Source organism: Paludisphaera mucosa (assembly GCF_029589435.1).
Taxonomy (GTDB): Bacteria; Planctomycetota; Planctomycetia; order Isosphaerales; family Isosphaeraceae; genus Paludisphaera; species Paludisphaera mucosa.
Window position 1 is genome coordinate 1,755,845 of record NZ_JARRAG010000002.1, and the last position, 15,917, is coordinate 1,771,761.

The 15,917-nt window shown below is 69.0% G+C and carries 8 protein-coding genes; 6 read left to right on the forward strand and 2 right to left on the reverse strand.

Going from position 1 to position 15,917, the window contains the following annotated elements:
* Positions 1–290: 290 nt before the first annotated feature.
* Positions 291–1,709 (forward strand): IS4 family transposase, encoded by a 1,419-nt coding sequence (locus tag PZE19_RS16540; protein ID WP_277858735.1) that lies wholly within the window; start codon positions 291–293, stop codon positions 1,707–1,709.
* A gap of 55 nt (positions 1,710–1,764) precedes the next feature.
* Here the strand turns inward: PZE19_RS16540 and PZE19_RS16545 are convergent, their stop codons facing one another.
* Positions 1,765–2,787: a LacI family DNA-binding transcriptional regulator gene (locus PZE19_RS16545; protein ID WP_277861740.1), complete on the reverse strand. Its 1,023-nt coding sequence runs from the start codon at positions 2,785–2,787 to the stop codon at positions 1,765–1,767.
* A gap of 193 nt (positions 2,788–2,980) precedes the next feature.
* Here PZE19_RS16545 and PZE19_RS16550 point away from each other — a divergent pair, with 193 nt between their 5' ends.
* The 5 genes from PZE19_RS16550 to PZE19_RS16570 all read left to right on the forward strand — a co-directional run bounded on the left by PZE19_RS16550 (position 2,981) and on the right by PZE19_RS16570 (position 11,811).
* On the forward strand, positions 2,981–4,186 hold the full coding sequence (locus PZE19_RS16550; protein WP_277861741.1) for an endo-1,4-beta-xylanase: 1,206 nt from the start codon (positions 2,981–2,983) through the stop codon (positions 4,184–4,186).
* Positions 4,187–4,231: 45 nt separating this feature from the next.
* Complete coding sequence (locus PZE19_RS16555; RefSeq protein ID WP_277861742.1) at positions 4,232–6,301, forward strand: alpha/beta hydrolase-fold protein; 2,070 nt, start codon at positions 4,232–4,234, stop codon at positions 6,299–6,301.
* A 56-nt stretch (positions 6,302–6,357) separates the two neighbouring features.
* A complete protein-coding gene (locus PZE19_RS16560; protein WP_277861743.1) occupies positions 6,358–8,943 on the forward strand; it encodes an alpha-L-arabinofuranosidase family protein in 2,586 nt (861 codons plus the stop codon).
* A 33-nt stretch (positions 8,944–8,976) separates the two neighbouring features.
* Positions 8,977–10,572 carry a glycoside hydrolase family 43 protein gene (locus PZE19_RS16565; RefSeq protein ID WP_277861744.1) on the forward strand — a complete coding sequence of 532 codons (1,596 nt, stop codon included), beginning with the start codon at positions 8,977–8,979 and terminating at the stop codon, positions 10,570–10,572.
* Positions 10,573–10,764: 192 nt separating this feature from the next.
* Positions 10,765–11,811 carry a tyrosine-type recombinase/integrase gene (locus PZE19_RS16570; RefSeq protein ID WP_277861733.1) on the forward strand — a complete coding sequence of 349 codons (1,047 nt, stop codon included), beginning with the start codon at positions 10,765–10,767 and terminating at the stop codon, positions 11,809–11,811.
* A 173-nt stretch (positions 11,812–11,984) separates the two neighbouring features.
* Here PZE19_RS16570 and PZE19_RS16575 read toward each other — a convergent pair whose 3' ends face one another.
* Positions 11,985–15,866 (reverse strand): serine/threonine-protein kinase, encoded by a 3,882-nt coding sequence (locus PZE19_RS16575; RefSeq protein WP_277861745.1) that lies wholly within the window; start codon positions 15,864–15,866, stop codon positions 11,985–11,987.
* Between the last annotated feature and the right edge of the window lie 51 nt (positions 15,867–15,917).

A 15,917-nucleotide genomic window follows, 5' to 3' on the forward strand; every position in this document is an offset into this window, starting at 1 on the left:
TCGTCGGGCAATTCCTTCGGCCGGCCCAGCGTCCCCTTTACCCGGGGGAAGTCGAGCACCACGGGCAGGACCTGGCGGTGGTCGCTGGCGTCCGCCCCGGCCCTGCGAATCGCCAGTGGCACCCCGTGGCAGTCGACCAAGGGAGTGTACTTCGTGCCGGATTTGCTGAGGTCTGGCGGACGAATGGCACTTAGATTTTCACAAACGGTTCCCCCGCCGCAGGATAGGAAGCCACGGGCATTCTGGCTCTGATGAGGGCGTACAACCCTCACCGGCTCGGAGCCAGATTGATGTTCAACTACGCGCAGGGACGTCTTCGGCATCAGATCGACCTCCTCCGCCAACAGTTCGTCCAGGAAGGCGGACTCCCCTTCGCCGACGTCCTATCCGCCAGCGGCCTCGAGGAGGCCCTCCGTGAGATCGAGGCGACCTGGAATGACCGCATCTACGCCCCGTTGGTAACCCTCTGGGTGTTCATCGGACAGGTGCTCAACGCCGACCAGTCCTGCCGCGCCGCCGTCGCGCGGCTGATCGCCCACCGGGTCTCACAGGGGCTCGAGCCGTGCAGCTCCGAGACGGGGGCGTATTGCCAGGCGCGGAAGCGCCTGCCCGAGCGGTTCTTCGCCGCCGTGGCCCGCCTCGTGGGGCGGAACCTGGACGCGCGAGTCGACCCGCAGTGGCTTTGGAAGGGCCGCCGCGTCTGCCTGTTCGACGGCTCGACGGTCTCCATGCCCGACACCCCGGAGAACCGCCGGGAATACCCTCTGGCCTACAACCAAGTGCCCGGGACGAGCTTCGCCCCCGCCCGGATCGGGGCGATCATCTCGCTGTCCTGCGGCGCGATCCTCGACCTGGGCGTCTGCCGCTACGCCGGCAAGGGCCAGGGCGAGGTCAGCCTGCTGCGCCAGCTGTGGGACGTGCTCCGCCCCGGCGACGTGCTGCTGGGCGACCGCCTGATGTCGGGCTGGGTCGGAATGTACCTGCTCAAGCAACGCGGGGTCGACACCGTCAGCCGCCTGTCGGCGCACCGCCGGGCCGACTTCCGCAAGGGGACCCGCCTGGGCAAGGACGATCACGTGGTCGTGTGGAAGAAGCCGTCGTCGATCCGCTCGGTGGACCGGGCGACGTACAACGCGCTGCCCGAGGCGATCACCGTCCGCGAGGTTCGCTTCCGCGTAGTGCAGCCCGGGTTCCGGACGCGGTCGGTCGTCGTCGTGACGACCATCCTGGACCCCGGGCTGGCGAGTGCGGAGGAGCTGGCTTCGCTCTACCGGGCCAGGTGGAACAACGAGTTGGATTTGCGTTCGATCAAAATCACCTTGCAGATGGATGTTTTGCGGTGCAAGACGCCGGAGCTGGTGCGCAAGGAGATCTGGGCCCACGTCCTGGCGTACAACCTGATCCGCACGGTGATGGCACAGGCGGCGACCATCGAAAATGTGGAACCTCGCTCGATCAGCTTCAAAGCGACGCTCCAGGTTCTCGAAGCGTTCCGGCCGCTGATCGCCTACCGGGCGCACAGCGGTGCGGACGACCAAGAGGAACTCTACGAGCAACTGCTCGGGGCCATCGCCGTGCATCGCGTGGCCGACCGGCCCGACCGGTTCGAGCCCCGCATGACCAGGAAGGGGCCGAGAGGGTATGAGGAATTGAAGCGGCCGCGAAGGGAGATCAAACTCCATATGCTCAAACGAGCTAGCAAAATCTAAGTGCCATTCGTCGACCACACCGACGCAGGCTGCGTCGACACGCGATCGAAGCGGGTCAGCGGCCGCGCGGACGATCCTGATTCGACGGGGGAGGAGCCGTGGAGCGTCGCGTCACCAGGACTTCCGGCAGGCGGATCTCCCTCATCCGGGCCGGCCCTCGCGCCGCCAGGCTGTGAAGCAATTGTTCGGCGCCGGTCCGCCCCATGTCCCGCGCCGGCACGCTCACCGCGGTCAGGGGCGTCGGCAACAGCGAGACGGGGAAGACGTCGTTGAAGCAGATGAGGCTGAAGTCCCCGGGGATTTCCAGGCCCAACCCCGCCGCCGCGCCGACGAGCGTCACGGCGATCTGGTGGTCATAGCAGAGCACGACCGTCGCGCGTCGGTCGATCACGGCCTCGCGAAGGAACTCGTCGCCGCTCGCGAAGGGGGCGTCGTGGCGCTCGTCGAGCTCGATCCCGAGCTCCTTCGAGGCGGTCGTCAGAGCGTCGTGGCGCTCGGCGATCGAGTAGTGGGGCAGGGACGTCGCCCGCGCATTGGCATACGCAAGGCGACGGTGGCCGAGCCGGGCCAGATGCTCGACCGCAAGACGAACGCCCATCCGGTCGTCCGCCAGGACCTGCGCCGCGGGGGCGCCCACGGTCTCGTTGACGCACACGTACGGGACGCGGCGGCGGTCCAGTTCCGCGACGATCTCCGGCCGCGGGCTCTGGAGCAGCAGGGCCCCGTCGAAGCGAAAGAACGGGGCCCGACGCCTGCTGCCGGCGCTCAGGTCGAAGAACACTTCGTAGTCGCTGGCGTGGAGGACCTCCAAGACGCCCTCGATCAACGGCTCGTACACGCCCTCCGCGACATGGATCGTGGGCGTGGCGAAGAGGCTGACGACGCGCGAGGTCCGCTGGATCAGGCCCCGCGCCGCCAGGTTCGGCACGTAGCCGAGTTGCTCGGCCACGTCGAGGATCTTCTGGCGAACGGCCGGGGTGGCCGAAAACGACCCTTTCCGGTTGAGGACGCGGCTGACCGTCGAGGGGGCCACCCCGCAAAGCCGGGCGACGTCGGAGAGGGTCGGGGGACGTCCCAACAAGGTTCCTTTCACAAATCGCCACGTCGGCGAGGTGACGACGTCTCCCGGATCGGCGAGCGTTCGCCCCGGGCCCGAGAGCGCCGGCTCCCGGGCATGATGGGTGTTGACAGCGGGATTTGTCAAGTTACACTCGCGTAGGCAATCGTTTGCCCATGCTTCCCTGGCCTCAGGAATGGCGGACGCGACACCCATGCCTTCTCGACCCCTGGTCTCGCGCCGCCGCATCGGCCTCCGTGGCTGGTGGCGCCCGGCGTTCGCACTTCTGACGGCCGCGGCGATGGGCTCCGATGGCCCCGGCCCAGGGGCGGCGCACCCGGGCGACTCGGGCGTCCCGATGGGCATCGAGGCGGTCGATCCCGAGGCCGGGACCTTGTGGCAGGCCGCAAGGGGGCGACTCCTCATCGGCGCGGCGGTCTCGTCGCGGCAATTCGACGATGCCGGGCTGGCGGCGCTGATCGCGGAGCAGTTCGATTGCCTGACCGCCGAGAACGAGTTCAAGCCGATGTCGCTCCAGCCGCGTCCCAACCAGTTCCGCTTCGAGGCGGCCGACCGGATCGTGGAATTCGCGCGGCGGCATGGCATGAAGGTGGTCGGGCACACCCTCTGCTGGCACAGCCAGTCGCCCCGATGGTTGTTCGCTGGCGACGACGGCAAGCCGCTGCCGCGCGACGAGGCGCTGAAAAACCTCGAAGCCCACGTCGCCGCGGTCGTGGGCCGTTACCGGGGTCGGGTCCTCGGCTGGGACGTGGTCAACGAGGCGATCGGCGACGCCCCGAACGCGCACCTCCGCGACACGCCCGCACTCCGAGCCATCGGCGGCGACTACATCGTCAAGGCCTTCCAGTTCGCCCGCGCGGCCGATCCCGACGCCGAGCTGTATTACAACGACTACGGCAACGAGGCCCCCGCGAAGCTCGAGAAGACGCTCCGGCTGGTCCGCGAGCTGAAGGCCGCGGGCGTGCGCCTCGACGCCGTCGGCATCCAGTCCCATTTCGTGCTGGGCGATACCGACGCGACGGACCGCCTGAAGCGGGCCGTCGAGGCTCTCGCCGCCGAGGGCGTGAAGGTCGCCGTCACCGAGCTGGATGTGGACGTCCTGCCGCGCCGCGGCCGGGGCGCGGACGTCGCCGCCCGCGAACAGGGCGGCGCGGATCCCTACACCGAGGGGCTGCCTGCCGAAGTCGCCGAGGCGCAGGCCCGCTTTTACGCCCGGATCTTCCGCGTCGCCGTCGATCACCCCGGCGTGGTGGCCCGCGTCACCTTCTGGGGCACGCACGACGGGACGTCCTGGTTGAATTTCTATCCGGCGGGGCGGCGCACCAATCACCCGCTGCTGTGGGATCGCAAGCTCAAGCCCGCCTTCGAGGCCGTCCTAAAGCTTCTGAACACGCCTTGATCCGGTTCTCCGTCGACTCGCAAGCACCGCCCGGGAGGTCCGCCCATGCCCAGTGTGTGTTTCGCCGGCCTGCTGCCCCTGATCCTGGCGGCGGCTTCCTATCAAGAAGCTGTTCCGAAGTCGGACGGCGCCGTCCCCGCGTCCAGCAACATCCGAGGATCGGAGTTCCCCCGGATCCACCCGGACCGTCGCGTGACGTTCCGGATCAAGGCGCCGGACGCCCAGAAGGTCGTCTTCGGATTCTTCGACGAGCAACGGTATCCCGCGGAGAAGGGCGAGGACGGCGCCTGGACCGCGACCACGAAACCGCAGGCGCCGGGGTTCCACTACTACCGCGTCTTCGTCGACGGCGCGGAGGTCAACGATCCCGGCAGCGAGACGTTCTTCGGGACGGGCAAGATGACGAGCGGCGTTGAGATTCCCGAGGAGGGCGTCGATCACCACCTCCCGAAGGACGTGCCGCACGGCGAGATCCGCGAACGCTGGTACTTCTCCAAGACCACCCAGGGGTGGCGGCGCATTTTCGTCTACACCCCGCCCGGTTACGACGCCGATCGCGAGACGCGGTACCCGGCGCTCTACCTGCAGCACGGCGGCGGCGAGGACGAGCGCGGCTGGCCGAACCAGGGCCGCGTCGGCTTCATCCTCGACAACCTGCTCGCCGGCGGGAAGGCGAGGCCGATGCTGGTGGTGATGGAGCAGGGCTACGCGCGTCGGCCCGGCGACACGGCCCCCTTCCCGGGCCCGCCGCGTCCCGCGACGCCCGGCCAGGCGCCCCCCCCGCGCCCCGACCTGAGCCGGATGTTCGCCACATTCGAGGCGGTGATGGTCGAGGACCTGATCCCCATGATCGACGCGACCTACCGCACCATCCCGGACCGCGAGCACCGGGCGATGGCCGGGCTCTCGATGGGGGGCATGCAGACCTTCCAGATCGGGCTCAATCACCTCGACCTGTTCGCGCACCTGGGGGGCTTCAGCGGCGCGGGCGGGGGATTCGGCGGCGTCCCGTTCGACGCCAAGACGGACCACGGCGGCGTCATGGCCGACGCGTCCGCGTTCAACGCCAGGGTCCGCCTGCTCTGGCTGGGCATCGGCACGACCGAGCCGGAGCGGATGTACGCGAGCGTGAAGGGTTACCACGAGGCGCTCGAGCAGGCCGGCGTCAAGCACGTCTATTACGAGTCGCCGGGCACGTCGCACGAGTGGCTGACGTGGCGCCGCTGCCTGCGCGAGTTCGCCCCGCTCCTGTTCGCCACCGCCGCCCAGCCCGCCGCGGCGGCCCAGACCTCGCCCGAACCCCGGCCCGGCCGGCCGCTGCGCGGCGCCATCGTGCTGAACCCCGACGACGTGCCCGCGGTCCCCGAGCCGCCCGCCGACATCGACGCGCAGAAGGACGTGCCGCACGGCAAGCTGGAGATGATTCCGTACGAATCCAGGTCCGTCGGCGCGACTCGCAAGATGCAGGTCTACACCCCGCCGCGCTACTCGAAGGAGATGAAGTACCCGGTCCTGTATCTGCTCCACGGCATCGGCGGGGACGAGACGGAATGGCAGCGAATCGCCCACCCGGACCTCGTGCTCGACAACCTGATCGCCGATGGGAAGGCCCTGCCCATGATCGTGGTCATGCCCAACGGTCGGGCGCAGAAGAACGACCGGGCGGAAGGGGACGTCTTCGCCTCCGCCCCGGCCTTCGCCGCCTTCGAGCGAGACCTGCTGGAGAGCGTCATCCCCACGATCGAGGCCCGCTACTCCGTGCAGGCGGACCGCGAGCACCGCGCCCTCGCCGGCCTGTCGATGGGCGGCGGCCAGGCCCTGAACTTCGGGCTGGGGAACCTGGACGCCTTCGCCTGGGTCGGCGGGTTCTCGTCCGCCCCGAACACGAGGCCGCCCGCGGAGCTCGTCCCAGAGCCGAAGGCCGCCCGCGAGAAGCTGAGGCTGCTCTGGGTCGCCTGCGGCGACAAGGACGGCCTGCTCCGCATCAGCCAGGGCGTCCACGCCCACCTGAAGGAGCAGGACGTCCCGCACGTCTGGCACGTGGACGGCCACGGGCACGACGCGACCGAGTGGAAGAACAACCTGTATCACTTCGCCCAGCGGATCTTCCGGTGAGAGCCGCCGAACGACCCGACGAGGCCCGCGGTCACGAACCGGAGCTGGAGACCCTCATGCGGAGAATCACCTCGATTTGGCGCGGATCGACGGCTGCGCCGACGCTCGTCGCGATCGCCCTGCTCGCCCGCGCCGGCGCGGGACACGCCCAGGCGCCGGCCACGCTGGAGGTGGACGTGAGCAAGCCCGGCGTGACCATACCGGCGGAGTTCTTCGGACTGATGACCGAGGAGATCAACCACGCCTACGACGGCGGCCTGTTCGCCGAGCTGATTCAGAACCGCACCTTCCAGGACCCTCGGCCCGAGCGCCGCGGCCCCGGCGGCGGCGGCCCCGGCGGCCCCCGCGACCGCCTGCCCATCCACTGGTCGGTCCTCGGCACCGGAAAGGCCGCGATCGACGACGCCGACCCGGTGAGCCCCGCCCTGCCGCTGAGCCTCCGGCTCGACTTCGCCGGCGGCGAATCCGGCGTCGCGAACGACGGCTTCTGGGGCATCCCGGTGCGCCCGGACGCGACCTACACCGCCACCTTCTACGCGAAGGCCGCCGGCGGCTTCGACGGCCCCGTCACCGCATCGATCCGGCTCGACCAAGGGGACGCCGTCGTCGCCTCCTCGCCGTCCCCGCCGATCACCGGCGCGTGGAAGAAGTACACCGTCAAACTCGCCACCGGACCCGACGCCCCGACCACCGCGAAGGCCCGCTTCGTCCTCTCCGCCGACGGCGCGGGGAGCGTCGCCTTCAGCCTGGTCTCGCTGTTCCCGCCCACCTATCAGGGCGCGCCGAACGGGCTGCGGCCCGACCTGATGGAGCTGATGGCCGAACTGCGTCCGAAGTTCATACGCCTGCCGGGCGGGAACTATCTCGAGGGGAACCGGTTCGCCGACCGGTTCAACTGGAAGAAGATGATCGGCCCGGTCGAGTCGAGGCCCGGACATATGGCGCCCTGGGGCTATCGCTCGTCCGACGGGTTCGGCCTGCCGGAGTTCCTGCTCTGGTGCAAGCAGCTCGGGGCCGAGCCGATCCTGGGCGTGTTCGCCGGCTACGTCCTGAACGGCGACCACTTCGACGCCGGCAGCCCGGAGATGGCCGTCTACACGCAGGAGGCGCTCGACGAGATCGAGTACATCGCCGGCCCGGCGGACGGCGCGTGGGGGGCCAAGCGGGCCGCCGACGGCTTCCCCGAGCCGTTCCCGCTGCGCTACGTCGAGATCGGCAACGAGGACTGGTTCGACCGCTCGGGGAGCTACGACGGCCGGTTCACGCAGATGGCCCGGGCGATCCGGGAGAAGTACCCGCACCTGAAGATCATCGCGTCCGCGCCCGTGAAGAGCTTCAGGCCGGACCTCGTCGACGATCACTTCTACCGCAGCGCCGGCCAACTCTTCGGGATGTCGAGCCTCTATGACCCGCGGCCCTCCGGCTCGCCGCCGCCGGCGTTCGCCGGCGGCGGCTGGAACGGGCGACAGCCGGACGGCGTCAAGACGTTCGTCGGCGAGTGGGCCACGCAGGAGGGGCGTCCGACCCCGAACCTCAACGCCGCGCTGGCCGACGCCGCGTTCATCATGGGCCTGGAGAAGAACTCCGACGTCGTGCCGATGCAGTGCTACGCGCCGCTGCTCGTGAACCTGAACGAGGCCGATCCCGCCAGGGGGTACCCCCGCGCCTGGCAGTGGAACACGAACCTGATCGGGTACGACGCCCTGCGCAGCTTCGGCTCGCCGAGCTACCACGCGCAGGTCATGCTCGCCCAGAACAAGGGCGACGTCGTCCTGCCCGCGCGGTTCGAGGTCCCGCCGGCCCCGGCCGGCGAGGAGCCGGCGCGCGGGCGCATCGGCGTGGGCTCGTGGCGTACCGAGGTCGAGTATGCGGACCTCTCCGTCACGGCCCCCGACGGCCGCGCGCTGCTCAACTCGGAGCAGGCCCGGGACGTGAGCCGCTGGCGATCCGCCGGCGGCGACTGGACCGTCCGGGACGGGTCCATCAGGCCCGCCGCGCGCGACGCCGAGACGTGGGCTTTCACGGGCGATGCGGGCTGGACGGACTACACCCTCCGGCTGCGGGCCCGCAAGGTCCGCGGCTCCGAGGGCTTCATCGTCATCTGGCACGCCGCCGACGACGATCACTACCGTTGGTGGAACGTCGGCGGCTGGGAGAACACCCTGGCCCGCTGCGAGGCCGCCGACGGCGGCGGCCGGACGCCCTATGGGACCGGGGCCCCGTTCACCGTCGAGGCCGGGCGCTGGTACGACCTGCGATTGGAGGTCGCCGGCCGCCGCATGCGCGGTTTCATCGACGACAAGCTCGTGACCGAGGCCGCCGACGAACGACCGGCCGCCGCCCCCGCCTCGACGCTCGCCACCGCCACCCAAGACCGGGCGGATCACGCCGTCCTGGTGAAGGTGGTCAACATGGGGCGGACGCCCGTAGTCGCGACCGTCGACATTCGCGGCGTCGGCCGCATCGAGCCGGACGGGACCGCGCTGGTGATCGCCGGCGACCCCGGCGCCGTCAACACGCTCGACGACCCGAAGAAGGTCGCACCCCGGCGGGAGACGCTCGCCGGCGCCTCCACGAGCTTCCCGCACACCTTCCCGCCCCACTCGTTCACGATCCTGAGGCTGAAGACGGCGGCCGAGTGATCGGATCGAACCAAACCGGACGGGAGGATCGAGATGCGCTCCAGGTTCGCGGCGGTCGTACTCTCGCTCGGGCTCGGGTCCGGCGTCGCGGGCCCCTCGACGGCCCCCGCGCAGGAGGTCCGAGCCCGGGCCGGCGACCCGATCCTCTGGGCCGACGTGCCGGACCCCGCGGTCGTCCGCGTGGCCGACGCCTACTACATGAGCAGCACCACGATGCACATGAGCCCGGGGCTGCCCATCATGAAGTCGCACGACCTCGTGGACTGGCGGCTCGTCGGCTACGCCTACGACGTCCTCGACGACGACGATGCGCTGGCGCTCCGAAATGGGAAGAGCGCCTACGGCAGGGGCTCGTGGGCGAGCAGCCTGCGGTTCCACGAGGGCGTCTTCCACGTCACGACGTCCTCCGGAACCACCGGCAAGACCTACGTCTACCGGACGAAGGACCCCGAGAAGGGCCCCTGGGAGAAAACGTCCTTCCGACCCGCGCTGCACGACCAATCCCTGTTCTTCGAGGACGACGGCCTCGTCTACATGGTCCACGGAGGCGGCGACATCCGGCTGACCGAGCTGAACCCCGACCTCTCGGGGATCAAACCCGGCGGGATGGACCAGGTCATCGTCCCGAACGCCGCCGCCGTGGCCGGACCGAACATCGGCCTGCCCGCCGAGGGCTCTCAGCTGCGCAAGATCGACGGGAGATACTACCTCTCGAACATCACCTGGCCCCGCGGCGGCATGCGCACCCAGCTCATCTTCCGGGCCGACCGCCTGACCGGCCCTTACGAGGGCCGGGTCGCGCTGCAGGACCGGGGCGTCGCCCAGGGCGGCCTGATCGACACGCCCGAGGGCGGCTGGTACGCGATGCTCTTCCAGGATCACGGCGCGGTCGGCCGCGTCCCGTTCCTCGTCCCCGTGAAGTGGGAGGACGGCTGGCCCGTCATGGGGGTCGAAGGCAAGCTGCCCGCGACGCTGGATCTTCCCCCGAGTACCCTCGGCGTGCGGGGCGTCGTCGCCTCCGACGACTTCGACAGGGCGCCCGGCGAGCCGGCGCTCCCCCTGGCCTGGCAGTGGAACCACAACCCCGAGGACGAGCACTGGTCGCTCACGGCGCGTCCCGGGTTCCTTCGACTCACGACCGGGCGGGTCGACGCCGATTTCCTGGCCGCTCGCAACACCCTAACCCAGCGGACCTTCGGCCCGACCTGCTCGGCCACGGTGGCCTTGGACGCGGCCCACATGAAGGACGGCGACGTCGCCGGCCTGGCCACGCTCCAGAAGCGGTACGGCTTCATCGGGGTCAAGGCGGCAGAGGGTGCGAAGTCCCTCGTCACGGTGAGCGCGGAGTCCGACCCGCCGAGGGAGGTCGAGGTCGTGCCGCTGACCCAGGACACCGTCTTCCTCAGGCTGGAATGCGACTTCCGGGGTCGGGCCGACACGGCCCGCTTCGCCTACAGCCTCGACGGCGAGAGTTGGTCGGACATCGGCAGGCCGCTCAGAATGACCTACACCCTGCCGCATTTCATGGGTTACCGCTTCGCCCTGTTCCATTTCGCGACCAGCACGCCGGGCGGTGTGGTCGATTTCGACGATTTCCGCATCGGCGGCCGGATCCACGACCCCAAGTGACCGGCCCGCTTCGGTCCGCCAGGCCGTGTCCTCGTGCAACTCGCCCCAGCAGGAACCTTCTGCAGGCTCGGTTGCCCTCGCGGCGATTTTCACGATCGTTCCATACGCCATCGCCCGATTCAGAGGTCTGGAACTTACGTGATCGTGAGATTCCCCGTTCGGCGAACGGACCTCATGGATGGGGGCCGAGGAATGTCGACGACGTTCAAGTCGGCGGCCGAGAGCTATGCCCGCGCCAAGGGCTTATCCCGCGGGACGCGCAACGAGTACGCCTCGACCATCCGGAAGTGGGAGCGGTGGGGCGGCGCGGGGCCGATCGAGCAGCTGAGGCGCAAGGACGTCCGCGAGTTCCTCGACTGGGTCCACGAGCAGGCCGTCAGTGACGAGGGGACCAACCCGGGTCGTACCGCAAACAAGGCCCGCGAGCACCTCAGGGCCGTGCTCTCCTGGGCCTGGGAGCAGGAGTTGATCGAGGCGCCGCCGCGATTCCCCGGTCCCAGGGACCAGCGCGACGTCGCCGGCCGCCACTACCTGACCAAGGCCGAGATCAACGCCCTCTACTTCGCCACCCACGCAATGTCGCGGCCTCGCGGCTGGGACGCCCCGCTGCCGATCGGCCGGTACTGGCGCTCCGCCTTGGTCCTGTTCTTCAACTACGGCGTGGACACAGGGACCGTCTGGGAATCGACGCCGTCCCACGAGCCCATGCTCTGGCGGCACGTCTCGTGGGAACGGCCCTCGCCCGACCGCGAGGTCAAGGAGCGGTCGCCGTGGGGCTGGCTGTTCTACCGGCGGGTGAAGACGGGCAAGGCGTTCCATCGCCCGATGAACCGGGTGGTCCACGCTCACCTCCGGGACATCATGCCGGCCGACCCGCGACCCGACTCTCGGGTCTTCCTCGGCGGCGGGGCCCGCCCGAACTCCCGGTTCCAGTCGCTCTGTTCGCTCGCCGGCATCAAACCCAGGCTGGATATCGAGACCGGTCGGGAGGAGTCTTGGGAGCTGAAGGACCTCCGAAAGACCTGCGCGACGTACCACGACGAGAACGTGCCGGAGTCGTCGGTGGAGATCCTGGGCCACTCGATCGGCGGGATCACCTATCGCCATTACGCCCACCGGGCACCTCTGGCGTTCCGGGCCATCAAGTCGCTGCCGCAGCCGACTGCCTTCCATGCACTGGTGAAGGGCAGCGGCAGCGAGTGCCCTTGCTGCCGACGGAGATACGCCGATGCCGGCTGAAGCGGGCGACCTCACCGAAGCGTTCTAGCGTCCGGCAGCTCAGGCCATCCGGCTCTCGGTCAAACGTCCTCTTCCGCACGGCTACAGGCTGCGTGGACAAAGCGAAAGGATGAGGCGGGTGCTCAGCTGATAATACAGGGATTAATCCCGCGACCATCAACCGCTCGCAAGGGCTATTCGGGCATGGTCACCGGGGGGATCAGGCCTTCGGCCTCGCGACGGAGCACGTGGCAGATCCAGGCTCCCTGATCGCGAGCCTGATCCACCCGCCAATCATATGACAGGATGGCTGTTTCAAGCATCTTACGGGCCTCGACGAACTGTCTCTTCTGGTGCAGCGCCATCGCGAGGACGAGGCGGGGCATGGGCCCGTCGAGGCGGAAGGCATCGCCGCGCATCGTAGCGATTGACTGATCGAACTTTCCCTCACGGTATTCCGCCAGGCCTCGGGCGAACACGAACCAGGAATAGTCCCCGCCATGAGCCGATGGGTTGGACTCCGCGGCGCGTCGGGCGAGGGCGACAGCCTGGCGCAGTTCGTCACCCGTCGCGGGGCGGAGCAGGAACGCCCGGCTAGTTCGTTCCGCGAAGTACGAATTGTTGGTTGTAAAAAACCTCGCGAGCAACGCCTGCCGGGCGCGGCGGTATTCGTCCTCCCGGCCGAGGAACAGGCACAGCTCGGCGTATCCGAACCAGGCATCGTGATCGAGCGGGTTGCGCTCGAGGGCGCTCTGCCAGGCGATCCGAGCCTCTTCCAGCCGTCCTTGCCGCATCAGCTCCGTTGGTACGGACCGTCGAGGGTCCGCTCGTTTGGGGTCGAGGACGATGGCGCGCTCCAGCACCGCGATCCGCCGGAGCACAGTGCCGACTTCATCCCATAGCGCGAAGCAATCGTTTCGCTCCTCCGCGGACGCCGAATCCAGGGCCTTCAGGTCACGTATCCCGGCCAGGTCGGGTTCGACCTGCCAGTGCGTCAACATCTTCCTGGCCAGGCTGAGGTCCCGCTCGGAACCGCCCTCCAGCGTCTTCCCCCACAGGGCCAGGTCGGCCAGCAACCACGCGCGCGCTTGCTCGCGCCAGCGTGCTCGCTCGGCTCGGCTCAACTCCGCCCCATCCTTTCCCAGCCCGCACCCGGCGACCGCGGCGCAGCGAGCCGCAATGTACCTGGTCTCCGTGTTCACGCACTCCATTCGTTCGTAAAAGGGCTCCTCTTCGGTCGACCGGTAACGGCACTCCGTGGTCAAGTTGTCGGCCAGGTCCGGGTCGGCTGCAAACGCCGCGGCGTATAAACGCGCCGCACGATGGTAGCGGCCCTGGGACTGGCAAGACCCCGCCAGCACAAGACGCTCGTCGTTGTCCTGCGGCTCATACACTCCCCGGAGGAACGCGGGCCGGTTCGAGAGGATCATCGCCTCGGCCTCGGAGCGCAGCACGTGACTGGCCCACGCCGCAGGGTGGTCTGCCTGAGAATTCATCCAGTTGTAGGCCCGGATGGCTGCCGCCAACGTCTTGCGAGATTCCGCCTCAGAGCCGGATCGGAACTGGGCCATGGCTAGCACCAACCTCGGACTCGCGCGGTTGGGAATCAGTGCGGCCGACTCCTGCAAGATGGGCACGGCTTGCAGCGGTCGACCCTGGCGATACGTCGCCAGTCCCTTTGCGAACTGGGGCCAAGCTCTCTCGGGTAGGAACTTCGGGCCCGTCGCCACGGCTTGGTCCGCGATCGCGACCGCTCGTCGGAGTTCCTCCCCGGAAGCCGGGAGCAGCAGACAGGCCAGGCTGTCGCGCTCGGCGATGGACCAATGGTCGGCTCCGTTTCTGGCGCGCTCGAGTAGGGCCTTGCGGGCCCAGCGGTACGCGTCGTCGTTTCCGAGGAATGCGCAAAGTTGTGCGTAGCCATCCCAAGGGTCGTAATCCGGCGGAGACGTCTTCAGGAACTTCGCCCAGACGTCACGCGCCTCCTCCAGCCCGCCCCTTTGGGCCAGGGCGCGTGCCAGGTCTCGGGCGCCCGCGCGATTCGACGTAAGTGGAACGGCCTTGCGGAAGGCGGCGACGGCTCCGTCGACGTCGCCGGCGTCATGTAATGCTCGGCCCAGCAGGATGAGGGCCTGACTACTCTGTGGACGACTGGCCACCGCGGCGCGAAGGTAGCCGACGGCTTCCTGCGGGCTCTCCTCCAGTATGAGGTAACCCAGGTGGAAGTTGATCCAGAAATCCTCAGGGTGGCGGCGCTGAGCGGTTCGCACGAGGGCCCGCGCTTCCTCCCGCTCCGCGCTACGGTTCATGATCGCGTACGCCAGCCCACCGAGGATCAGCGGCGGTTGGTCGGGAGCCTCCTTGGACCGTAACAAGGCCATTCGCTCGCCGGCATCATAGGCCCCCCGCACTGTATTGCGTAATCGGCGGCGCCAAGGATCGTCGTCCACACGCTCCAGCACGGCCCACAACCGATCCCTGTCCGCATTGGATCCCCAGAAGAACATCCAGTCGTGGAGGAACGGCAACAGCGTCTCGCGGATGGTCGAATTGCGGATCTGCGACGCCGCCTGCTCGGGATCCGGCGCCGGCAGCGTAATTCCGTACTGCCGAAAAGCCTCGGCGTACAGCCGATGTCCGGAGGGTGCTCTGCCTTCCACAAGGCGTAGCGGGATCTCCTCCAACTCGGTCATCAAGTGCGCGTCGGCGAGCGCATGGAGCACTCGCCGGCGAAGCTCCGTCAGGGCGGGGGTGTCCACCAGGCTCGGCGCCGCCTCCAGCACGGCCCTCGCGTCCGGCCACCGACCTTGCTTCTCGAGGGCCGCGGCCTGCTCCAGAACGGCCTCTCCGGCCTTTGACTGCTGCCCCTCCCGTCGTGCCGTCTCCGCTCGCCGCACGGCCTGCTGTCGTTGCAGCCAGAACCCGCTGCCCACGACAACGCCGAGGAAGGCCAGCGCCGTGACCAATAGGGCCGTACCCGTCGGGTTGCGCCGGCACCATCTCCACAATCGCTCACTCGAGCTCACGGGCCGAGCCTGGATCGGCCGGCCCTCCTCGAGCCGTCTCAGATCGTCGCCCAGCTCCGCGGCGCTGGCGTAGCGACGTTGCGGCTCCTTGGACAAGCACTTCAGGCTGATCGTCTCGAGGTCTCGAGGAACCTTGGTGTTCAACCGCGATGGGGACACCGGCTCGTCATCGACGACTTGCCGTTGCGTGTCGGTCGCGCTCTCGCCTCGAAACGGCGGGCGGCCGGTGAGCATTTCATAAAGCAGGGCGCCGAGGGCGTAGATGTCGGCGGCCGGCCCGATCGTTCCCGTCTTTCCGTTCACCTGCTCGGGGGCCATGTAGCTGGGAGTTCCGATGCGAGCTCCGCTCCATGTGAGCTCCGGCGCTGCATCGAAATGCCGCGCCAGCCCGAAATCGGCGATCTTGGGCGTGCCGTCGGCTGTGAGCAGGATATTGGCCGGTTTCAGGTCGCGATGGACGATCCCGGCCCGGTGGGCCGCCTGCACGGCCTCGGCCAGCGTGATCAGGAGCTCGGCCGACTGACGGGAGGGCTGCGGCACGCCCCCCAGGGCCTGCGCCAGGCTGCCGCCCTCGAGGAGCTCCATGGTGAAATACGGGCACCCCTCGTGGTCGCCCACGTCATAGACGGCGACGATGTTCGCGTGGCGCAGGCTCGCCACCGCCTCCGCCTCGCGTTGGAACCGCGCCCGCTCGGACGGCCCGGCGTAGGCGCCGGCGATGAGCATCTTGAGGGCGACCGGGCGGTTGAGGGGGAGGTGCCGGGCCTTGTAGACGACGCCCATGCCCCCGCGGCCGAGCAAAGCCTCCACGTTATAGCCCGGGATCCGCGGCAAGTTGGCGCCGCCGTGCCCAGAAGGGCTGGTATCGGCGTCGGGGCCATGTCCCGACACAGGGAAGAACGCATCGAGCTTCGCCTCGACGGCGCAAATCTGCCTCCAGCGTCGACGGACCTCCGGGAGCAACTCGGGGCAGGCGCAGCAGACCTCTTCCGGAGCGCGCCCGGTGTCCGAGATCTCGTCGAGTAATTGCTGGACCAGCGATTCGGCAGCCATGTCCGGGCCCCCCTAGGCGGCTGCGTCCGGGACCGCGACCCCCAGCGAGCC